The organism is Mesorhizobium sp. WSM4850 (assembly GCF_055811735.1).
This window is the reverse complement of sequence record NZ_JBVVPV010000012.1, coordinates 45,405-62,810: the sequence shown is the minus strand read 5'-3', so window position 1 is coordinate 62,810 and position 17,406 is coordinate 45,405. Positions and strand designations below refer to the sequence as shown.

20 protein-coding genes, 1 tRNA gene and 1 pseudogene are annotated in these 17,406 nt (G+C 63.0%); 14 read left to right on the top strand and 8 right to left on the bottom strand.

What is annotated here, in order from left to right:
* Positions 1–77 precede the first annotated feature (77 nt).
* From AC0L2Z_RS14415 to AC0L2Z_RS14395, 5 genes and pseudogenes are all read left to right on the top strand, one after another.
* Positions 78–230, top strand: a pseudogene (locus tag AC0L2Z_RS14415) (transposase); the annotation flags it as partial.
* A 571-nt stretch (positions 231–801) separates the two neighbouring features.
* Positions 802–1,095, top strand: coding sequence for a GYD domain-containing protein (locus AC0L2Z_RS14410; protein ID WP_023799749.1), 294 nt, complete (start codon positions 802–804; stop codon positions 1,093–1,095).
* A 168-nt stretch (positions 1,096–1,263) separates the two neighbouring features.
* Positions 1,264–1,644, top strand: a complete 381-nt coding sequence (locus AC0L2Z_RS14405) for a thiol-disulfide oxidoreductase DCC family protein (RefSeq protein ID WP_473628434.1) — start codon at positions 1,264–1,266, stop codon at positions 1,642–1,644.
* 135 nt (positions 1,645–1,779) lie between these two features.
* On the top strand, positions 1,780–2,451 hold the full coding sequence (locus AC0L2Z_RS14400; RefSeq protein ID WP_473628432.1) for a PadR family transcriptional regulator: 672 nt from the start codon (positions 1,780–1,782) through the stop codon (positions 2,449–2,451).
* A 106-nt stretch (positions 2,452–2,557) separates the two neighbouring features.
* The gene (locus AC0L2Z_RS14395) at positions 2,558–2,848 is read left to right on the top strand and encodes an HlyU family transcriptional regulator (RefSeq protein WP_023799746.1); all 291 of its coding nucleotides are present in this window, start codon (positions 2,558–2,560) and stop codon (positions 2,846–2,848) included.
* Between the two features lie 93 nt (positions 2,849–2,941).
* Here the strand turns inward: AC0L2Z_RS14395 and AC0L2Z_RS14390 are convergent, their stop codons facing one another.
* Entirely contained in the window at positions 2,942–3,580 is a 639-nt protein-coding gene (locus tag AC0L2Z_RS14390; RefSeq protein WP_473628431.1) for an FMN-dependent NADH-azoreductase, read from the bottom strand.
* A 108-nt stretch (positions 3,581–3,688) separates the two neighbouring features.
* Between AC0L2Z_RS14390 and AC0L2Z_RS14385 the strand changes: the two genes are divergently transcribed.
* Complete coding sequence (locus AC0L2Z_RS14385; protein WP_128170293.1) at positions 3,689–4,636, top strand: LysR family transcriptional regulator; 948 nt, start codon at positions 3,689–3,691, stop codon at positions 4,634–4,636.
* Here AC0L2Z_RS14385 and AC0L2Z_RS14380 read toward each other — a convergent pair.
* Positions 4,578–5,195, bottom strand: coding sequence for a TetR/AcrR family transcriptional regulator (locus AC0L2Z_RS14380; protein ID WP_473628430.1), 618 nt, complete (start codon positions 5,193–5,195; stop codon positions 4,578–4,580). The genes AC0L2Z_RS14385 and AC0L2Z_RS14380 overlap by 59 nt on opposite strands.
* Positions 5,196–5,262: 67 nt before the next feature.
* On the opposite strand from AC0L2Z_RS14380, the gene AC0L2Z_RS14375 reads away from it, so the two are divergent.
* Both AC0L2Z_RS14375 and AC0L2Z_RS14370 read left to right on the top strand, forming a co-directional pair.
* Positions 5,263–5,685 (top strand): VOC family protein, encoded by a 423-nt coding sequence (locus AC0L2Z_RS14375; protein ID WP_473628429.1) that lies wholly within the window; start codon positions 5,263–5,265, stop codon positions 5,683–5,685.
* Between the two features lie 111 nt (positions 5,686–5,796).
* Positions 5,797–6,708 (top strand): arginase family protein, encoded by a 912-nt coding sequence (locus AC0L2Z_RS14370; protein WP_287176508.1) that lies wholly within the window; start codon positions 5,797–5,799, stop codon positions 6,706–6,708.
* A 3-nt stretch (positions 6,709–6,711) separates the two neighbouring features.
* On the opposite strand, the gene AC0L2Z_RS14365 is transcribed toward AC0L2Z_RS14370, so the two are convergent.
* A complete protein-coding gene (locus tag AC0L2Z_RS14365; protein ID WP_473628427.1) occupies positions 6,712–7,638 on the bottom strand; it encodes a S1C family serine protease in 927 nt (308 codons plus the stop codon).
* A 293-nt stretch (positions 7,639–7,931) separates the two neighbouring features.
* On the opposite strand from AC0L2Z_RS14365, the gene AC0L2Z_RS14360 reads away from it, so the two are divergent.
* The 3 genes from AC0L2Z_RS14360 to AC0L2Z_RS14350 all read left to right on the top strand — a co-directional run bounded on the left by AC0L2Z_RS14360 (position 7,932) and on the right by AC0L2Z_RS14350 (position 10,671).
* On the top strand, positions 7,932–8,804 hold the full coding sequence (locus tag AC0L2Z_RS14360; RefSeq protein WP_128170290.1) for a S1C family serine protease: 873 nt from the start codon (positions 7,932–7,934) through the stop codon (positions 8,802–8,804).
* An 8-nt stretch (positions 8,805–8,812) separates the two neighbouring features.
* Positions 8,813–9,463: a helix-turn-helix transcriptional regulator gene (locus tag AC0L2Z_RS14355; RefSeq protein WP_473534295.1), complete on the top strand. Its 651-nt coding sequence runs from the start codon at positions 8,813–8,815 to the stop codon at positions 9,461–9,463.
* 341 nt (positions 9,464–9,804) lie between these two features.
* Positions 9,805–10,671, top strand: a complete 867-nt coding sequence (locus tag AC0L2Z_RS14350; protein ID WP_128175681.1) for an SDR family oxidoreductase — start codon at positions 9,805–9,807, stop codon at positions 10,669–10,671.
* A gap of 289 nt (positions 10,672–10,960) precedes the next feature.
* Here the strand turns inward: AC0L2Z_RS14350 and AC0L2Z_RS14345 are convergent, their stop codons facing one another.
* Positions 10,961–13,015, bottom strand: a complete 2,055-nt coding sequence (locus tag AC0L2Z_RS14345; protein ID WP_473628426.1) for an OmpA family protein — start codon at positions 13,013–13,015, stop codon at positions 10,961–10,963.
* A 210-nt stretch (positions 13,016–13,225) separates the two neighbouring features.
* Here AC0L2Z_RS14345 and AC0L2Z_RS14340 point away from each other — a divergent pair, with 210 nt between their 5' ends.
* Both AC0L2Z_RS14340 and AC0L2Z_RS14335 read left to right on the top strand, forming a co-directional pair.
* Positions 13,226–13,672, top strand: a complete 447-nt coding sequence (locus AC0L2Z_RS14340; protein WP_473628499.1) for a YcgN family cysteine cluster protein — start codon at positions 13,226–13,228, stop codon at positions 13,670–13,672.
* Positions 13,673–13,917: 245 nt separating this feature from the next.
* On the top strand, positions 13,918–14,280 hold the full coding sequence (locus AC0L2Z_RS14335) for a hypothetical protein (protein ID WP_128175676.1): 363 nt from the start codon (positions 13,918–13,920) through the stop codon (positions 14,278–14,280).
* 216 nt (positions 14,281–14,496) lie between these two features.
* Here AC0L2Z_RS14335 and AC0L2Z_RS14330 read toward each other — a convergent pair whose 3' ends face one another.
* Entirely contained in the window at positions 14,497–15,207 is a 711-nt protein-coding gene (locus AC0L2Z_RS14330) for an SIMPL domain-containing protein (protein ID WP_473628425.1), read from the bottom strand.
* 245 nt (positions 15,208–15,452) lie between these two features.
* Between AC0L2Z_RS14330 and AC0L2Z_RS14325 the strand changes: the two genes are divergently transcribed.
* A tRNA-Ile gene (locus tag AC0L2Z_RS14325) sits at positions 15,453–15,528 on the top strand.
* A 125-nt stretch (positions 15,529–15,653) separates the two neighbouring features.
* Here the strand turns inward: AC0L2Z_RS14325 and AC0L2Z_RS14320 are convergent.
* From AC0L2Z_RS14320 to AC0L2Z_RS14310, 3 genes are read right to left on the bottom strand one after another with little or no spacing between them, the layout of a single operon-like run.
* Positions 15,654–16,838 (bottom strand): tyrosine-type recombinase/integrase, encoded by a 1,185-nt coding sequence (locus tag AC0L2Z_RS14320; RefSeq protein WP_473628424.1) that lies wholly within the window; start codon positions 16,836–16,838, stop codon positions 15,654–15,656.
* The gene (locus AC0L2Z_RS14315; RefSeq protein WP_473534299.1) at positions 16,838–17,089 is read right to left on the bottom strand and encodes a helix-turn-helix domain-containing protein; all 252 of its coding nucleotides are present in this window, start codon (positions 17,087–17,089) and stop codon (positions 16,838–16,840) included. The genes AC0L2Z_RS14320 and AC0L2Z_RS14315 overlap by 1 nt, the downstream gene beginning before the upstream one ends.
* Positions 17,090–17,149: 60 nt before the next feature.
* Positions 17,150–17,404 (bottom strand): helix-turn-helix transcriptional regulator, encoded by a 255-nt coding sequence (locus AC0L2Z_RS14310; protein WP_473534300.1) that lies wholly within the window; start codon positions 17,402–17,404, stop codon positions 17,150–17,152.
* Between the last annotated feature and the right edge of the window lie 2 nt (positions 17,405–17,406).

Sequence of the window (17,406 nt, the reverse complement as noted above, 5' to 3'; positions counted from 1 at the left end):
GGCGTCGTCGCGAGGCGGGGTCTGAAGGAAGCTGCAAGCAAAGTGCCGGCCTGACGAACAGGAAGCGCATATGAGGCGTCCGCATCTTCCCCAACCCGCAGAGCTGTCTGCGGCTGGTTCGGGCACTGGCGGTGGAGATCCACGAGAACTGGCTCGAGGCGACCCGCTACCTCAACATGGATCACCTGCGCGAGCACAAGAAGGAGAACTTGAGGGCACTGGCCGCCTGAGACGCGGCCCGCCATGTCCGCCGCTCCGCTAAACACGGGGGCTGCGCGGCGGACACGCCAACGTCACCGCTGAATGCCACGCCATTTTGCAGAACTTGACGCACACAACTGTGCTACCGCCGCCGAGAGGCGCCGGGAAGGGTCGGCAGGAGTCAGCAGAGGCCGTAGTAGCCGGACCAACCGGTGAAGGGCTGAACGTGTCGATGGAGGTCGGACTTCATTTCCGAGCGCCTTGGGCAGGTACCTCGCGAGAGGGCCTGAGCCGGAAGTAGCGGGAGGAACCCGCAAGATAAGGCTGGGCGCCAATAGGGCGGCGGGCATTGAGGACCTCAAGCCGAGCGCGACACGAACCGCCGTGTACGGAACCGTACGCACGGTGGTGTGGGAGGGGGGATGCCGCAAGGCTCCCTCCTACCCGATCAGGGATTGTCTCGCCGGACGGTGCGGTTGTTCTTGCAGCATACCGGCTGTGGGAGGATAATCGCGTGTCGGATGCTTTTTCTGGGCGACAAACCCGGATGCCCGCCCCGGCGGTGACGCCGCGCTCCGAGGCCTCCGGAGGGAGGTGTGCATGACAACCTATATCGTGCTGATCAACTGGACCGAGCAGGGCGCCAGAAATGTGCGCGAGTCGCCGAAGCGGCTCGATGCCGCCAAGAAGCTGCTGGGAGACATGGGCGGCTCGTTCAAGGCGTTTTATCTCACCATGGGCGAATGCGATATGGTGGCGGTCGTCGAAGCGCCCGACGATGCGGTGCTCGCTCGATTCTCGCTGATGCTGGCGACAGGCGGTAATGTGAGGACGCGGACGCTCAAGGCCTTCCCGGAATTGGCGTATCGCGAGATCATCGCCTCGCTCGGCTGAGGCGTGCGCGGCTATAGACCCGCGCAAGCTGCCGGTCAGGCGCCGCTTGACGGCGCCCGGCCAATCTGGCTCGAAGGTGGCTGGCCGAAGTGGCTTGCCCGAAATGTTGCGGGGCGAAGGTGTTTCCCGGATAGTCAGCGCAGCACTTCAACGCGCGTATCGAGACACATGCCCAAGCATCTGCTGACCGTCTGGTACAATACCCGTTGTCCGGTTTGCGATGCCGGCATCGTCAGGCAGAAGCGGCGGCTGGTCGAGGCGATCAAGGCCGGGCGGATCGCGTTTCGCGACATCAATACCGAACCGGCGGCGCTGGCCGGATACGGCGTGTCGCTGGAGGACATCCGCCGCCGGCTGCACGCAACCGATGCGGACGGCAGGCTGCTGGTCGGCGCCGACGTCGCAATTGCCGTCTGGCTGAGAACGCCGGGCGAGGGCTGGCTGGCAGCGCTGTTCGGCAATCGCGCCGTGCTGCCGCTGACGCGCTATGCCTATGATCGCTTCGCCGATCTTCTCTATGCCTGGAACCGGCGCAAGGGCCGCTGGTAACCGATATTAGCCAAGCTCGGTGACGAACTCAATCTGGTGGCACCGTTCTCAGATACATCGTAAGATATATCTTGACTCAACGGCCTCATTCGCATAATTGAGATATATCGTAAGACATAACTCAAGGAGCAGACAATGCACGGACATCATCATTTCGGCGAGCATGCCGAGCGCGTTTTCGTGCATATGGCCGGCAAGTTCGGCGGTCGTGGCGGCGGCTTCGGCCCATTCGGCCACGGCATGAGGGGCGGCGGGCGCGGCGGGCCGGGCGACATGTTCCGCGCCGGGCGTATGCTGGCCGACGGCGATCTCAAGCTGATCACGCTGTCGCTGCTGGCCGAGGCGCCGCGCCACGGCTATGACATCATCAAGGCGCTGGAGGAACGCACCAGCGGCGTCTACAGCCCGAGCCCCGGCGTGGTCTATCCTACGCTAACCTTCCTGGAAGAGGCCGGCTATGCCGTCTCGTCGGCGGAAGGCAACAAGAAGGTGTTTTCGATTACCGAGGCAGGGCAGGCGCATCTCAATGACAATCGCGAGATGATCGAGCAGGTGCTCGATCATCTCGAGCGTTTCGGCCGCAAGATGGCAAAGGCGCGTGACTGGTTCGGCTGGAACGACGATGGCGAGGATAGCGGACGTCGCGGCCGCGGCGGTTCGGAAAAGCGCGACGAATTCCGCGCCGTGCGCCACCGGCTACGCGCAGCCCTCGGCGACATTGTCGACGCGCCCGCTGAAAAACAGGCCGAGGCGATCGCGATATTGAAAGGGGCGGCCGAAGCCCTCGAAGCGCTGTCGCGCGACTGACTTCCAGGCCGGATGCGGGCCTTGCCCGTTTGCCTAAGGACCGCTAGTGAAATCATCCTGCACCACGCTATGTGATACAGAATGATTGCCGTTGGAGGGCGCGCTCATGTCTTTTCTGAAACGTCTTTTCGGCGGCGGCGGCGACGCGGGCGAGCCAAAGAGTGCTGCACCGGCAAAGCAGATCGAGCACAAGGGATTTTTGATCAGCGCCACGCCGTACAAGGCGGAAGGCCAATACCAGACCTGCGGCGTGGTTTCCAAGGAGATCGACGGCGTGATGAAGGAGCACAAATTCATCCGCGCCGATCGTTTTGCCGGGCTCGACGACGCTGTCGACATCTCGATCAAAAAGGGCATTCAGCTGGTCGACGAACAGGGCGAGAAGATGTTCGGGTGAGACCCGATCGGTCTCCGGCGCATCTTGAAACGAACAAGGCAAGCGCCCTGTCAGGCGCCTGCCTTTGATTTCAAGTTGCCGACGGCTGGCGGCCTACGCCGCCGCAGCCTGTTTGCTTACTGTCGATGTCACCAAGGCATCCACCTTGGCTGATGCCTTGGCCAGAGCGGCAGTGACCGCATCCGGCCCCATGCCGACGCCTTCGATGCGGATGACTTCGACGTCGGTCATGCCGATGAAGCCAAGCACGCTGCGCAGGTAAGGGATGGCGTGGTCCATCTGCACGGCAGCGCCTTCCGAATAGATGCCGCCCGAGGCGAGGACGATGTAGACCTTCTTGCCGGTGACGAGGCCCTTCGGGCCATTCTCGCCATAAGAGAAAGTCTTGCCGGTGCGGGAGACGTGGTCGACCCAGGATTTCAGCGTCGACGAGATGCCGAAATTGATGAATCCGGTGGCGAGGATGATGGTGTCGGCCGCAAACAGTTCATCGAGCACGCCGTCGGAAACGCCGACGACCTCGGCCTGGCGCTGGGTGCGGGCCTCGGCGGGCGTATAGATGCCGGTCGAATAGTCCGGATCGATGTGCGGCAGCGGGTTTGCCACGAGATCGCGTGCGACCAGCTTGGCCGAAGGATCGGCGGCGAGCAGCTTTTCCGCAAGTTGAGTGGCGATGCGGGTCGAATGCGAGGCATTGCCGCGCGGACTGGATGTGACGAGAAGGATGGACATGGCGGGTCTCCAGGGTTGGCTGAACTGTCCCGACCTATATGGGCGAGCTGACCCATTTGAAAAACCGGTATATTTTATGTATGTTCCATCCAAATAGTGGATAGAACGATGCAGCCAAACCCGACGCTCGATCAGCTTCAGATCCTTGTCACCGTCGCCGACACCGGCAGCTTCTCCGCCGCCGGCCGCAAGCTCAACCGAGCGCAGTCGGTCATCAGCTACGCCATCGCCAATCTCGAGGCGCAGCTTGGGCTGAAACTGTTCGAGCGCGAGGGCACGCGCGAGCCGCATCTGACCGATGTCGGCCGGGCGACGCTGGAAGATGCGCGGCGCATGGTCGGCGTATTGCAGCGCATCCGCTCTCGCGTCGACAGCCACAAGCAGGGCCTGGAGGCTGAAGTCGCGCTGTCGGTCGATGCGACGCTGCCTTCCACCGTGCTGGTGCGCGTGTTGAAGGCGTTCGAGGCGCAATTTCCAACCGTGATGCTGCGCCTGCATATCGGCACGCTCGGGCTGATCCCCGATCATGTCGTCAATGGACATGCCGATCTCGGTATTGGCGGCCTGCTGGGCGAGGTCGACGCGCATCTTGTGCGCATTGGCTTCATGTCGATGGTGCCGGCGGCCGCGCCAAGCCATCCGCTGGCGCTGCTTCCCAAGCCGGTGCCGCTGGAGGAGGTGCGCGAACACATCCAACTTGTCGTCAGCGACCAGTCCGAGCGCACCAAAGGGCGCGACTACGGCGTCTATGCCTACCGCACCTGGCGACTTACGGATATGCGAACCAAGCATGCGCTGATGCGCGAAGGGTTGGGCTGGGGCGGACTGCCGCGATGGTTGATTGCTGACGATGTGGCCAACGGCCGGCTGGTGGAACTCGATCTGGAGCCGTATCGCGAAGTCCGCGCGCCGCTTTATGCCATGCACCGCGCCGACCGCAGCCCGAAGCCGGCTGCGGCCTGGCTGATCGACCAGTTCAAGCGCCAGCTTGGCTGTTTCAACGAGTTCGAGCCGAACCAGGGGCCTGGGGCGACAGACCATCAATCAGCGCCATGAGAACGGCACGGTAGTCCTCGGTCGAAGCGCCTGCTTCGATGGCGAGCGCCGCGCGGTCGAAGGCGGCGGCAAGCAGCGCGGTCAGCGCTTCCACCGGCAATCTCATCATGGACTGCGAGCGCATCGCGGCAACCAGGCCTTCGCGCAACGAGCGGTTGCCGTGGCTGTTGTCGATCTCGTCCATGGCGGCGCGGCCGAGCACGGCCGGCCCGTCGAGCAGCAGCAGCCGGGTGCGGCCGGGTGCGCGCATGGCGGCAAGATAGGCATCCGAGCCGGCGATCAGCGCATCGCGGGCAAACAGCGAGGGCGGCGAGGCGCGCTCGATCTCTTCCGCCACAGCCGCCGCCTCCTGCTCGACCACTGCGGCGAACAGCGCCTGCTTGTCGGCAAAGTGATGATAGAGCGCGCCGCGCGTGACGCCGGCCGCAGCCACGATCTCTGGCGTGCCGGTCTCCGCATAGGACTTCTCGGTGAACAGTTTTCGCGCCGCGGCGATCAGGTCGGCGCGCGTCGCTTCGGTGCGATCGCGGTTGGAGCGGCGCGCGGTTCTTTGTTGCATACATTCAGCCTGTATGTTAATGCGTATTTGCATGCAGACTGTATGTTATTTGACGGGAGAAGGAAAGATGAAGACGACAAGCTATTACCCGGTGCTGATGACCGGCGACGTTGCCGGCACGAAGCCTTTCTATGTCGCGCACTTCGGCTTCAAGCCGCTGTTCGAGAGCGACTGGTACGTGCATCTGCAATCAACCGAGGATCGCCGCGTCAATCTCGGCATCGTCCACGGCGATCATGAAACCATTCCTGAGGAAGGGCGCGGCCGGACCTCCGGCCTGCTGATCAATTTCGAGGTCAAGAACCCGGATGCTATCTATGAGCGGGTCATCGCCGCCGGCCTGCCGATCCTGCGAACGCTCCGCGACGAAGCCTTCGGCCAGCGTCATTTCATCACCAAAGACCCCAATGGCGTGCTGATCGACGTGATCAAGCCGATCCCGCCGAGCGCCGAGTTTCTGGAGCAGTTTGTCGAAGGCGCGGCGGGCTGAGCGAGACAGGGGCTGGCAGGAATTGTCTGTAGATATCAGCTGAAGCCTTCAGCCGCGTGGCCGGTCATGTCTTTGCGGTCTATGCTGAGCTCATCAGCCTGGGCCCATTCCATGCGTGAAATCTGCCTTGTCCGCGCACCCTCCAACCTTGGCCTGCGTCCGCTGAGGCCAGGTCATATTCCGGGCACGTGGCGTGCGCCGCAGGCGTTGACCGAAGCCGGCCTGATCGAGACGCTTTCGCCCCTCAAAGTGGTTGATCTTGATCGGCCCGCCTATAACACGGAGCCGCAGCCGGGCACCCGGCTGCGCAACGGCAATGCGATACGCAGCTTCAATCTCGGACTCGCCGAAGTGGTTGCCGGCGCGCTGAGACGAGGCGAGTTCCCGCTGGTCGTCGGCGGCGACTGCGCGGTCCTGCTTGGCGCGCTGGCTGGTGCACGGCGATCCGGTCCGCTGGCACTGGTCCATGTCGATGGCCATAGCGATTTCCGCCATCCGGGCAACTACGACGTCGATGCTTCGCTCGGCTCGGCCGCCGGCATGGACCTTGCGCTCGCCACCGGACGTGGTGAGCCGTTGCTGACCGACTGGCCTGAGATCGCGAGCCCACTTGTTGCGGACGAACAGGTGGTTCAGATCGGCGAACGCGAGAACCGCAACCCCGACTTCGCCTGGCCCGACATCACTTCGACCGCGATGACGCTGATCGATGTCTTTGCCGCGCGGGAGCTCGGCGCGGCAGAGGTCCTGGAAAAGACCTTGACCACGCTGGCGCGAACCGGCTGGCCCTATTGGGTGCATTTCGATGTCGATGCGCTCGATCAGACGGTGATGCCTGCGGTGGATTCACCAGGCAGCCCCGGTATCGATCCCGACGATCTCATCGCCGTCCTCGCGGCGCTGGTGGCGGATCCGCGCTGTACCGGAATGGACATGACCATTTTCGATCCGGACCTCGATCCGACCGGCGAGTTGGCAGTGCTGCTGGTTTCGCTGCTTGGCCAACTGTTTGCGCCGCGATAGTTATTACGTCCGCGCCACCGCCATCAGCGTGACCTGAGAAATGCCGGAGCGGCGCACCACTGTGCACAGCGTTTCGCGGCCGATGCGCTCGGCGTCGAGCATGCGCACCAGATCGTCGACGCCGGTGACCGGGCGGCCGTCGATGGCGGCGATGATGTCGCCCTCTTTCAGGCCGGCTCTGGCGGCCGGGCTGTTCGCCTCGACACTGCGCAAGCGCACCGCCGTGCTGCTCGACACTTGCGACAAAAGGGCGGCGCGACGCGGCAGGTTTGTCGTATCGGCGGAGACACCGATGAAGGCGCGGCGGACGCGGCCGAAGCGGATGATCTCGGAAATGACGAAATTGGCGGTGTTGGAGGCAACCGCGAAGGCGATGCCTTGCGCGCCATGGATCATGGCTGTGTTGACGCCGATAACCTCGCCCGCCGACGACACCAGCGGTCCGCCGGAATTGCCGGGGTTGAGCGCTGCGTCGGTCTGGATGACATCGTCGATCAGCCGGCCGGTGGAGGCACGCATCGAGCGGCCGAGCGCCGAGACGACACCTGATGTGACGGTCCATTCGAAGCCGAGCGGGTTGCCGATGGCAATGGCGATCTGGCCGCGCCGCAGGCGCTTGGAATCGCCGAGCGGCGCAATATCGGCAAAGCTGCCGTCGGCACGCACCAGCGCGATGTCGGTGTCGGGGTCGCGGCCGAGAACACGGCCTTCTCTGGAGACGCCGTCCGGCATCGTAACACGGACGCTGCGGGCATCGCCAACGACGTGGAAATTGGTGACGACCAGCCCATCCGGTGTGATGACGAAGCCGGAGCCCAGGCCGCCGGCACCACCGATGCGCTCGATGCGGCAGACGGCGGGACCGATGCGGTCCACGGCATCAGCGACCGTTGCCGAATAATCGTCGAGCAGCGCATCGTCGAACTGCAATTGCTGGGCGGGGAGGGACCATGGCAGGGCTCCGTGTCTTTAGAGCAAGATGAAGGATGCCTATATGTGCGGAGCGGCCGGATCGGCCGCGACCTGACCAGATGGCCAGTCCAACGCCCAACTAGCCGTCAGGCGAGTACCCGCCAACGCGCTGCCGAGCGATATCTGGGGTAGAGCGACGAGCGTCCATTGGACGCTCAAAGTGCGCTCTAAGACTTTGAGTTCTCGCACCGTGTTTTCCGAAAATCGATGCCGATTTTCGGGCCGAGGCGAAAAAGACCCAGGAGACCGACATGAGCGACTTCAATCTGAGCGCATTTTCTGACGCCATAGCCGATATCGCCGCCGCAGCGGCGCCGGCGACGGCGAGCTTCGCTACGCATCAGCATCGCACCGCGACCGCCTTCCATTGGCGCGACGGCTATTTTGTCGCTGCCGAGGAGGCGGTTGAGGCCGGCGAGGAGATCGAGCTGACGCTTTCTTCGGGCGACAAGGTGAAGGCTGAGCTGGTCGGCCGCGATCCATCCACCGGGACCGCCCTTCTGAAGCCGACCGGCGCACCGGACGTGCCGCCGCTGGCCGAGGCAGGCACGGCGCGGCCGGGCCATCTGGCCATTGCCGTCGGCAATAGCGACGGTGCGTCGCTCGCTGCATTCGGAACGGTTGGTGAGGTCGGTCCGGCCTGGCGCTCTATGCGCGGCGGCACGATCGACCGGCGCATCAATCTGGCCGTCAATGCCGGTGGCCGTTTCGAGGGCGGCCCGGTGCTCGACGCCAAGGGCGCACTGATCGGCATGCTGCTGTTCGGGCCGCGCCGGCGGGCGCTGGTCATGCCTTACGAGACGATCGAACGGGCGGTGGCGACGCTGCGCGAGAAGGGCCATGTCGCGCGCGGCTATCTCGGCGCCGGCCTGCACCCGATCCGCAACGGCGACACGCATGGCGCGATGGTGATGAGCCTCGACGACAATGGCCCGGCGAAGGCGGCCGGCCTGCATCTTGGCGACATCATCGCGTCGTGGAACGGCGAGGCCGTGCACGGCCCGCGCGAGCTGATCCGCAGGCTCGGGCCGGACAGCGCCGGCGCGTCGGTGACGCTCGGCGTGGTGCGCGGCGGCGAACGGCGCGACGTCGTGCTGACCATCGGCGAAAAGCCGCTAAACTGAGAAGATCGATGGCAAGTCACAGGATCACGGGGCGGCGGCTGACGGTGCTGATCGCGCTCGATGACGTCGTGCGCGCCGAGCACCTGTCCACCGCTCTTGCCGCGACCGGCGATCTGCTGCCGATTGTGGCCGGTAGCAGCAATAGCGCCGACAGAGCGGATGTCGCGATCGTCGATGGCGTTTACCTGGAAAGAGGCGGCGTGGAAGGCGGGCCCAGCGATCCCGCGATACCTCGGGTGCTCCTGTCGCAACGAGCGAGCCGGCAGCGGCCGGCCGATACCGTGTTTGCCGTGCTGCCGCCGGCAGTGGACGATCTGCTGATCGCTGCCGCCGCGCGACTGGCGGCGGCTGGCTATCGGATCTCGGGCGAGGGCCGCCCCTTGTCCGATCGACATGACGATTTCGCCTTCCATGACGACGATCTCTACGACGAGGAGCCGGTCGGCGACAGCGCCGGCCGGCCGGTGCTGTCGCCGCGCGAGAGCGAAGTGCTGGCGCTTTTGGCCGAGGGCGCGCCCAACAAGGTGATCGCGCGGCGCCTGAACATTTCCGTGCATACGGCGAAGTTCCACGTCGCGGCGATCCTGATCAAGCTAGGTGCGGCCAACCGCACCGACGCCATCGCCATCGCCATGCGGCAAGGCCTGGTGCTGGTTTAGTGAATGACGTCCCAAGGCAGGATGTGGGGCGACCATGTCAAAGTTTGCGCTGCCCTCATGCGCCTGCCGGCACCTTCTCCCCGTATAGTGACGGGGAGAAGGGAGCTGAACGCAGCCACGGCTCCATTCTTGCGACGTTGCCAGTTGGCAAAAGCTGTGATGAAGGCGTCCTTCTCCCCGTCTCTATACGGGGAGAAGTGCCCGGCAGGGCGATGAGGGGCAGCGCGACGCCGCGGAAATCCTCCGCAGCGTCACCATCTCTCGATGCTCCCCGCTCTTGTATCCGGCGACGGCACGGGGCAAGGATCGCGACCAACCGATTTGCAACGGAGGCGCAAGACATGTCGCTCAAGGGAAAGACGCTGTTCATCTCCGGCGGGTCGCGCGGCATCGGGCTGGCGATCGCGCTGCGCGCCGCGCGCGACGGCGCCAATGTGACCATCGCGGCCAAGACCGCCGAGCCCCACCCGAAGCTGCCGGGCACGATCTATACGGCGGCTGAGGAGATCGAGCAGGCCGGCGGCAAGGCATTGCCGATGCTGTGCGACATACGCGAGGAGGGGCAGGTGGCCGAGGCGGTCGCCAGAACCGTCGAAAAATTCGGCGGCATCGACATCTGCATCAACAATGCCAGCGCCATCCAACTCACCGGCACGCTGGAAACCGACATGAAGCGCTACGACCTGATGCACCAGATCAACACACGCGGCACGTTCCTGGTTTCCAAAATGTGCATTCCGCACCTGAAGTTGGCCGACAATCCTCACATCTTGAATCTGGCGCCGCCACTCGACATGAAGGCCAAATGGTTCAAGAACCATGTCGCCTATACGATGGCCAAATTCGGCATGTCGATGTGCACGCTGGGCATGAGCGCGGAGTTCGCCAGGGACGGCATCGCCGTCAATTCGCTGTGGCCGATCTCGACGATCGATACGGCAGCGGTGCGCAATCTTCTGGGCGGGGCGACAGTGGCGGCGATGAGCCGTTCGCCCGATATCATGGCCGATGCCGCGCATGCGATCCTGCTCAGGCCGTCGCGCGAAGCGACCGGCAATTTCTACATCGACGAGGAGGTGCTGGGCGCCGAGGGCGTCAGCGATTTTTCGATCTATGCGCCTGACGCGACAGGTCCGCTTGCCGGCGATTTCTTCGTGCCGGACGAGGTGTTTGCGAATTCGAAAACCAACGTGAAAAATATCTACTGACTGGCACCGGATAGCCCTCGTTTCCCAACCGAAGCAGGAAACAAAAACCCCGCCGGCGAGGGGGTACCGGCGGGGCTCATGTGTCCCGCTGGAGTCGGGACAGGGCAGGGAAGCCCTAGCCAGAATCTGGGGTGGACGACCTCGCGATTCAATGCCTGGTTAAATCGCGACTTACATTCTCCTTCAACCTCGGCTGATTGCCGGAAATTGCCCAACCCGGAGAAACCGGGATGGGCTATGTCTTCCCGCATAGATTCCAGAAACCAGTTCAGGTTTCTGAAACTGCGAGTCAATTCGCGCTGGCGACCGGCGCAACCAGCGAGGTGATGCGGCGGATGGCGACGCGACGGTTCTCGCGCTCCGGCTCAGACGTATCGACCTTGAGATACTCCTCGCCATAGCCCTGTGTCGTCAGGTTCTCCGGCGGGATGCTAAAGGCATTGCTCAGGGCTTCGGCGACCGCCTCCGCGCGACGGTCGGACAAAGCGAGGTTCGCCTCCGGCTTGCCGACGGCATCGGTATGGCCTTCGATCAGGAAGGTTTCCGCCGGGTTCTTCTCCAGCAGCTTCTCCATGGCGCTGGCGACGCCTTCCAGTTTCTGCACCTCGGTTTCGGGGATCGAGGCTGAACCGAATTCGAAGTTCAGCGTGTCGAGGTCGATGCGGCGGGCGATGTCGCGCACGCGGGCCGAGCGCTTGACCTCGTCGATCGAGTAGAGGCGCTGCACCCTCTCCACCGGCGGCTGTTCAAGGAAGGTATAGTAGTCGTCCGGATCCTCGACCTCCTCGGAATCCAGAATGTACTCCTCGCGCGGAATGTCGATCTGAATCGGCGGCAGGTCGTCGCCTGGATCGCGCCAGTCGCCATCGTCCTCATAGTGCCGCTCGTCGACATAGCTCAGCACATATTCGCGTCCGTCGGGCGCGATGCGTGAACGCTGGACGACGTCGCCGTAGCGGTTGCGGATGGTGACGATCTGGATACCATTGTCACGCTCGACGATTTCCCGGGTGCGATTGCTCGACAACTCCTCATAGTAGACGTTCCGCGCGCCACGCCGCATTCGCGGCGCATCGTCGCTTTCCACGATCGTCTGGTTGTTGAACTGGAGGATAACGCGGTCGCCGAGTTCCCTGACGACGTCGACCCCGCGCGGGCGTTCCCGACGGCGGCGAATGTTTTCCTCGTCGGGCGCACGCTCAACGCGTCTGCCCTTTTCCTCCGTCGCCCGAACCATCCTCTCAAGCTTGATCGCCTGCTGGGCCGCCCTGTCGTCGGTGGGCGGCGGTCCCTGATCGACCGGAGCCGGCCTCGGGGCTTCCGCCTGCTCGCCGTCCTGCTGGGTGGGCTGACCACCCGCGTCCTGGCCGCCGGTTTCTTGCGCGTTGTCCCTGCCGCCCCTGCGCTTGCGCTCCTTCTGGCTGTCGAACACGGGAGCCTCGCCTTGGGCCGGACCTTCCCCTTCGGCGGGTGCGGCCTGTTGGCGCTCGGCGGGCTGCTCGCCGGTTGAGGGCTGCTCTCCCGTCACCGGCTGTTCGTCGACAGGCTTCTTCCCACGTTCCCTGGCCTGATCCCGGGGCTTGTCGCCCTCAGCGGGAGCCGTTTGCTGGTCGGTCGGAAGCGGCTCGGCCTGCTCGCCGGCTTCCTTCCTGGCTGGCTGTTCGGATGGTGCGGCTTCGATCTGCTGATCCTGCTCCCGCTTCTTCCTGCGCGGCGTGACCTGCTCGTTGTCATTTGCAGGTGCGGCCTCTTCGCCAGGCGCGGCCTGCTCGGCGGGCTTTTCGGCAGGTGCTGCCTCCTGCTGCTGCTCCCGCTTCTTTCTGCGCGGTTCGGGCTGTTCGTCGCTGGCAGGCGCGGCCTGCTCGGCGGGCCGTTCGGCCGGTGCGGCTTCCTCCTGCTGTTGCCGGTCACGTTTCTTTCTGCGTGGCTCGGGCTGTTCATCGCTGGCAGGTGCGGCTTGCTCGGCCTCCTGCTGTTGCTGGTCGCGCTTCTTTCTGCGCGGCTCGGGCTGTTCCTCGCTGGCAGGTGCGGCCTGCTCGGCCTCCTGCTGTTGCTGCTCGCGCTTCCTGCGCTGACCGCCCTGCTGCTCCTCGCCGGAAGGCGCGGCCTGTTCAGCCTGCCGCTCGCGCTTCTTGCGAGGCTTCTGCTCCGGTTCCGCCTGCGGTGCGCAGCCTTCTGCCGACTCGCCTTCGGGGCAATTCGACTGCACGGGGATCAACGGCGTGGCGGTACTCTGCGGCGGGTCGAACGCGGCGCTGCCCTGCAACGGGAATGCGCCCAACGGCGCGGACGCCACCAGCAGGCCAAGTGCCGTGCCTGCCAGAATCCGTGGTTGGCGTTTCATTAAAAATCCTCCTTTGGCGTCCCATCCCGGCCCAAACTGTTCATCAACCGGATTGGTTCCGGTTATTGGGCATTAACGGGTACGAAGGGCAATTGGCCGGCGTTTTGAAGGCGACTTCGTGTTATTCCTATGGTGCCGGCCTATGGTGCCGGCCGGCCTGCGACTGTTGTGGTGCTTGACCTTGACCCCGGCCGGGGCCACATCCAGTCGATGGAAACGCCGTTCTGGAAAATCAAGACGCTCGAGGCGATGACCCCGGCCGAGTGGGAATCGCTTTGCGACGGTTGCGGCAAATGCTGCCTGTCGAAACTCGAGGACGAAGACACCGGCGCGATTTACTGGACGAGCGTCGGCTGCCGGCTGTTCGACGCCGAAACTTGCCGCTGTTCCGATTATGCCAACCGGCTGGCGCGCGTCCCGGACTGCGTCGGTCTGACGCCGCAGAATGTGCGCACCATCAGTTGGCTGCCCAAAACCTGCGCCTACCGGTTGGTCGCCGAGGGCCACGATCTCTACTGGTGGCACAGGCTGGTGTCAGGCAGTGCCGAGACGGTGCATGAGGCCGGCATCTCCATGCGCGGCCGGGTCAGCGCCAGCGAGACCGATTTTGCCGAGCCAGACGACTATTTCGAGCACATGCTGGACGACGAGCCCTAGCGACGGGCCTTCAGCAACCGGAACCGGCTGCCCGACAGCGCGTTTTCCACCCAATGGTTCAGAACCCGCCGGATTGTTCAGAACCGGAAAGCCGAGAAGACTGCGCAATTGCTTGTGCTACATGAACCGGAAATGAACGGCCGGTTCCTAAACAGTTCAGATACGTAAGCGCATTCTTCTCGCCATCGGTAAGACACATTGGTTCGATCAAAGGCGGGCGGAAGCCCTGAACAAGGAGAGAAGACATGTTCAACACGATCAAGACTGCGGCCCTTTCGGCGCTTATCGGCCTCGGCACGCTTGCCGCCATCCCCGCCACAGCCCATGCAGACAGCATCTATCTCGGCTTCGGCAACAACGACGAACCGCGCGTCGGCGTCTATTCCGGCGATGACGATGGTTACTACCGCGAACGCCGCCGCGAACGCGACTGGCGCCGGTCCTGCTCGCCAAACCGTGCCCTCGGCAAGGCAGAGCGCATGGGTCTGCGCCGTGCCCGTATCATCGACGTCGGCCGCCGCACCGTGAAAGTAGCGGGCCGCCAGTACGGCGACCGCGTCGTGGTCGTGTTCGCCAATGAGCGCGGCTGTCCGGTCCTCTACCGTTAAGCGTTCGCACGTTGCCTAACCGGCACGGCCTGCCTGGCAGTATGACCTTCTGCGAAGGTCAGCTTTAGGGACATGACCTTCTGCGAAGGTCGGTCTGGAGTAGAGCCCCCTGAGATAGAAGGGTGCGGCTCGAAAAAACCCCGGAGGACCAGTCCTCGGGGGTTTTTTTAATGCAGCAAAGTCAATGTTGCCGGTTACCCGCGCTTCAGCGGGCGGTCACTTCAGCTCGAAAGTGACTGTGACCTGCACCGTGTAGGAATTCTCGCCAGCCTGCACCGGAACCGATTCGCGGGCCGCATCAAAGGCCTTGGCGTTCATCGGTATCGGCGGCGGCGCGACGTTCTGGTCGGTGATTTCCAGCACCCGCCCGATGCTGACGCCGGCGGCTTCGGCCAGCGTCCTGGCCTTGGCCATTGCGTCGGCGACCGCCTTCTTGCGGGCTTCGGTGACAGTTGCCGTTGGATCCTCGTTGGAGAACGAGATGCCGCCGCCCTGGTTGACGCCGAGCGATACCGCCTTGTCGAGAATCTCGCCTGTCTTGTCGATGTTGCGGATGCGCACCGAAAGCGTGTTGGTCACCTGGTAGGCGATGAGTTCGGCTTCCTGGCTGCCGTCCGGCTTGTTGGTATAATTGTAGCGCGGGCTGATCTGGATGCCGGCTGTCTGCAGGTCGCGCTCCTTGATGCCGGCCGACTTCATTGCGGCGATCACCGAGGCCATGGCGTCGTTGTTAGCATCGAGCGCGGCACGCGCGGTCTTGGCCTCGCGCATGACGCTGAGCGTCAGCAGCGCCAGATCGGGGGCCGCGGTCGCTTCGCCTTCGCCAGTGACGACGATGCGGGGCGGCGGCGGCGAATCGGCCGCGCCGGCGATCGCCGGAAAAGCGATTGCGGCGGCGAGCGCCAAGGGCAAAAGATGTCTGGTCATAAAAATCTCCTCGGTCTGCGATCCAGTCGCGCTTGTCGACTACCGCATCGGCATAAAAATCGGAATCGATTTTCGGGAAGCTCGATGCGTAGATTCAAAGCGTTAGAGCGTATTTTGTATTTTGCGCGTCTAAGTCGACGCACCTCGCTCTAATGTCTGAATATGGGCTGATTTGGACGATTTCGGCCAGCCCATCCGGAAAGCCTTGTGCGGTTCGGGGAAAAACATTAATCCAGCCGCGTGTGGGGCCTGTAGCTCAATGGTTAGAGCCGGCGGCTCATAACCGCTTGGTTGGGGGTTCGAGTCCCTCCGGGCCCACCATGACCATTGTCTTTATTACAAAAAATCGGCTTTTGCCCACGCTTTGCCCACGCTTTGCCCACGGCGCGCACGGCGAGGAAGAAAGCGACGAAAGCCGCTGTCATAAATCGCTTCGAAGTTCTGGCTCACCGCACGACCCGCAAAGCCGCCCGCCGCTTCATGTGATCGCGCTTTTCCTCACGCTGGTTGATCGCCATCGCAATGTCGACTGCAATTCTTTTTTTGTTGGCCTCGCGCACGTAATCGTCCGTCACCGTCATGGAAGAATGTCCCATCGCTTCCATTATAGCGCGTGCCTGGATGTTGCATTCGGCGAGGTAGGTGCCGAACGTGCGGCGCAGGCCATGAAGCGTATAGCCGTCAGGAATGTCAGCCTGCCGGGCCCAATGCTGCATCATGCCTGTCAGGCTCTTCTCTGAAAACGGGTTGCCATAGCCGTTCTTCAAGACGGTTCCACCCTTCGAGCGGTCAAGTGGGTCTAGCGCTGCCGCCAGCTTGTCCACCACGGGAATGAACATCTCCCTCCCGCCATGGCGGTTACGATTCTTCTTCTGTCGGAAGGCAAACGCCTCGATCAATGCCAAGGAACCATCGAACAGTTCGATCTCTTCAGTCACCAGATCATCCCATTCAAGGTCAGCGATGTCCCCTCGTCGGTTGCCGAGCCAGAAACCCAGCGCATAGCAGGTCCGAGCGGCTGTACCGATCGGATGTCTCTCTTCATACTTTTCTCGGATCGCAATTGGCCAAGCCGGGTTCTTGGTCGATTTTGGTATGCGCACGCGGATCGACAACGATGGATCATCCTGCGGCTTTATCCATTTCTCGACTTCGATAGCCACCCAGAGCAGCTTTTTGACGGCTACCAGCATGTGTTTGGCGACGGTGCGGTTTGTCTTAAAGATACCTTCGATGATCGTGCGAAGCCCGTCGGCATCCATGTACTCAACCGGCACATCGCGCCATGTCAGCACATGTTCGGGGTCGACAGGCATATTCAGGAAGCGCTCTATCAAGTTGCTGTTCTTGGCTTGGGTAGCCGGATCGAAGTCAGCCCACTCCATCGTGGTTTCAAGTCGCCGTGCTGCGTGCCCGAACGAACGCGGCAGGACACGTCCCGGCATGTCAATGATTTCCGACTTGCCTATGCAACCTTCTACGGCACGTCGGTAGCAGGCTCCAAACGCTTCGTCGCCCGGCTGTCCGGGCAAGGCGATCTGCCGAGCATGGCGATTTGCACGAAAGCGCCAGTACTCCTTGCCGTTGACGACGCGGGAAGAAGCCCCAGGGTAGTCAGGATGTTTAGCCATCAAACGCTCTTTCGAGGCTTCTGCTGGAGTTGCCCACCACCATTCACCTTCTCATGAATCGGATCATGCGAAACGGCCTTGCTTTCCATGGCAACGCGCAGGAGCACCGGGTAAGGGAACCCTCTGCCTTGCTCGATGCCTTCAAAGGTGCGCTTCGGTATTCCCAGCTCCTTGGCCGCGGCTTCAGCAGTGAGCCCTTCCTTGGCCCGCCAGGCTTTGACTTCTTGCGCCAGTTTCTCATTCTCGTTCATGTCATGCCTTTCGCAGGCAATCTCCATACTACGCCTGCGGCATATACGCAACGAGCGTATTTATTTTCTTCTTTCTCTGTCCCGTTTGCTTCTTTCCAGTAGTTCTTGAAGACCGCTACCTTTATCCGGCAACGAGGTGAAAGCTATGTCGAGGGCCACACGATCCCAAACAGCGCGGCTGTTGATGCGCTTGGGCTTCGGCATGCGCCCATCGGCAACCATTTCATCAAAAAGCGTTGTTCCGACACCGGTGTAGCGAGCTGCTTCCTCACGAGTTAGACCTCGTGGGGGATATGAGATTGCATCACTCTTCATGG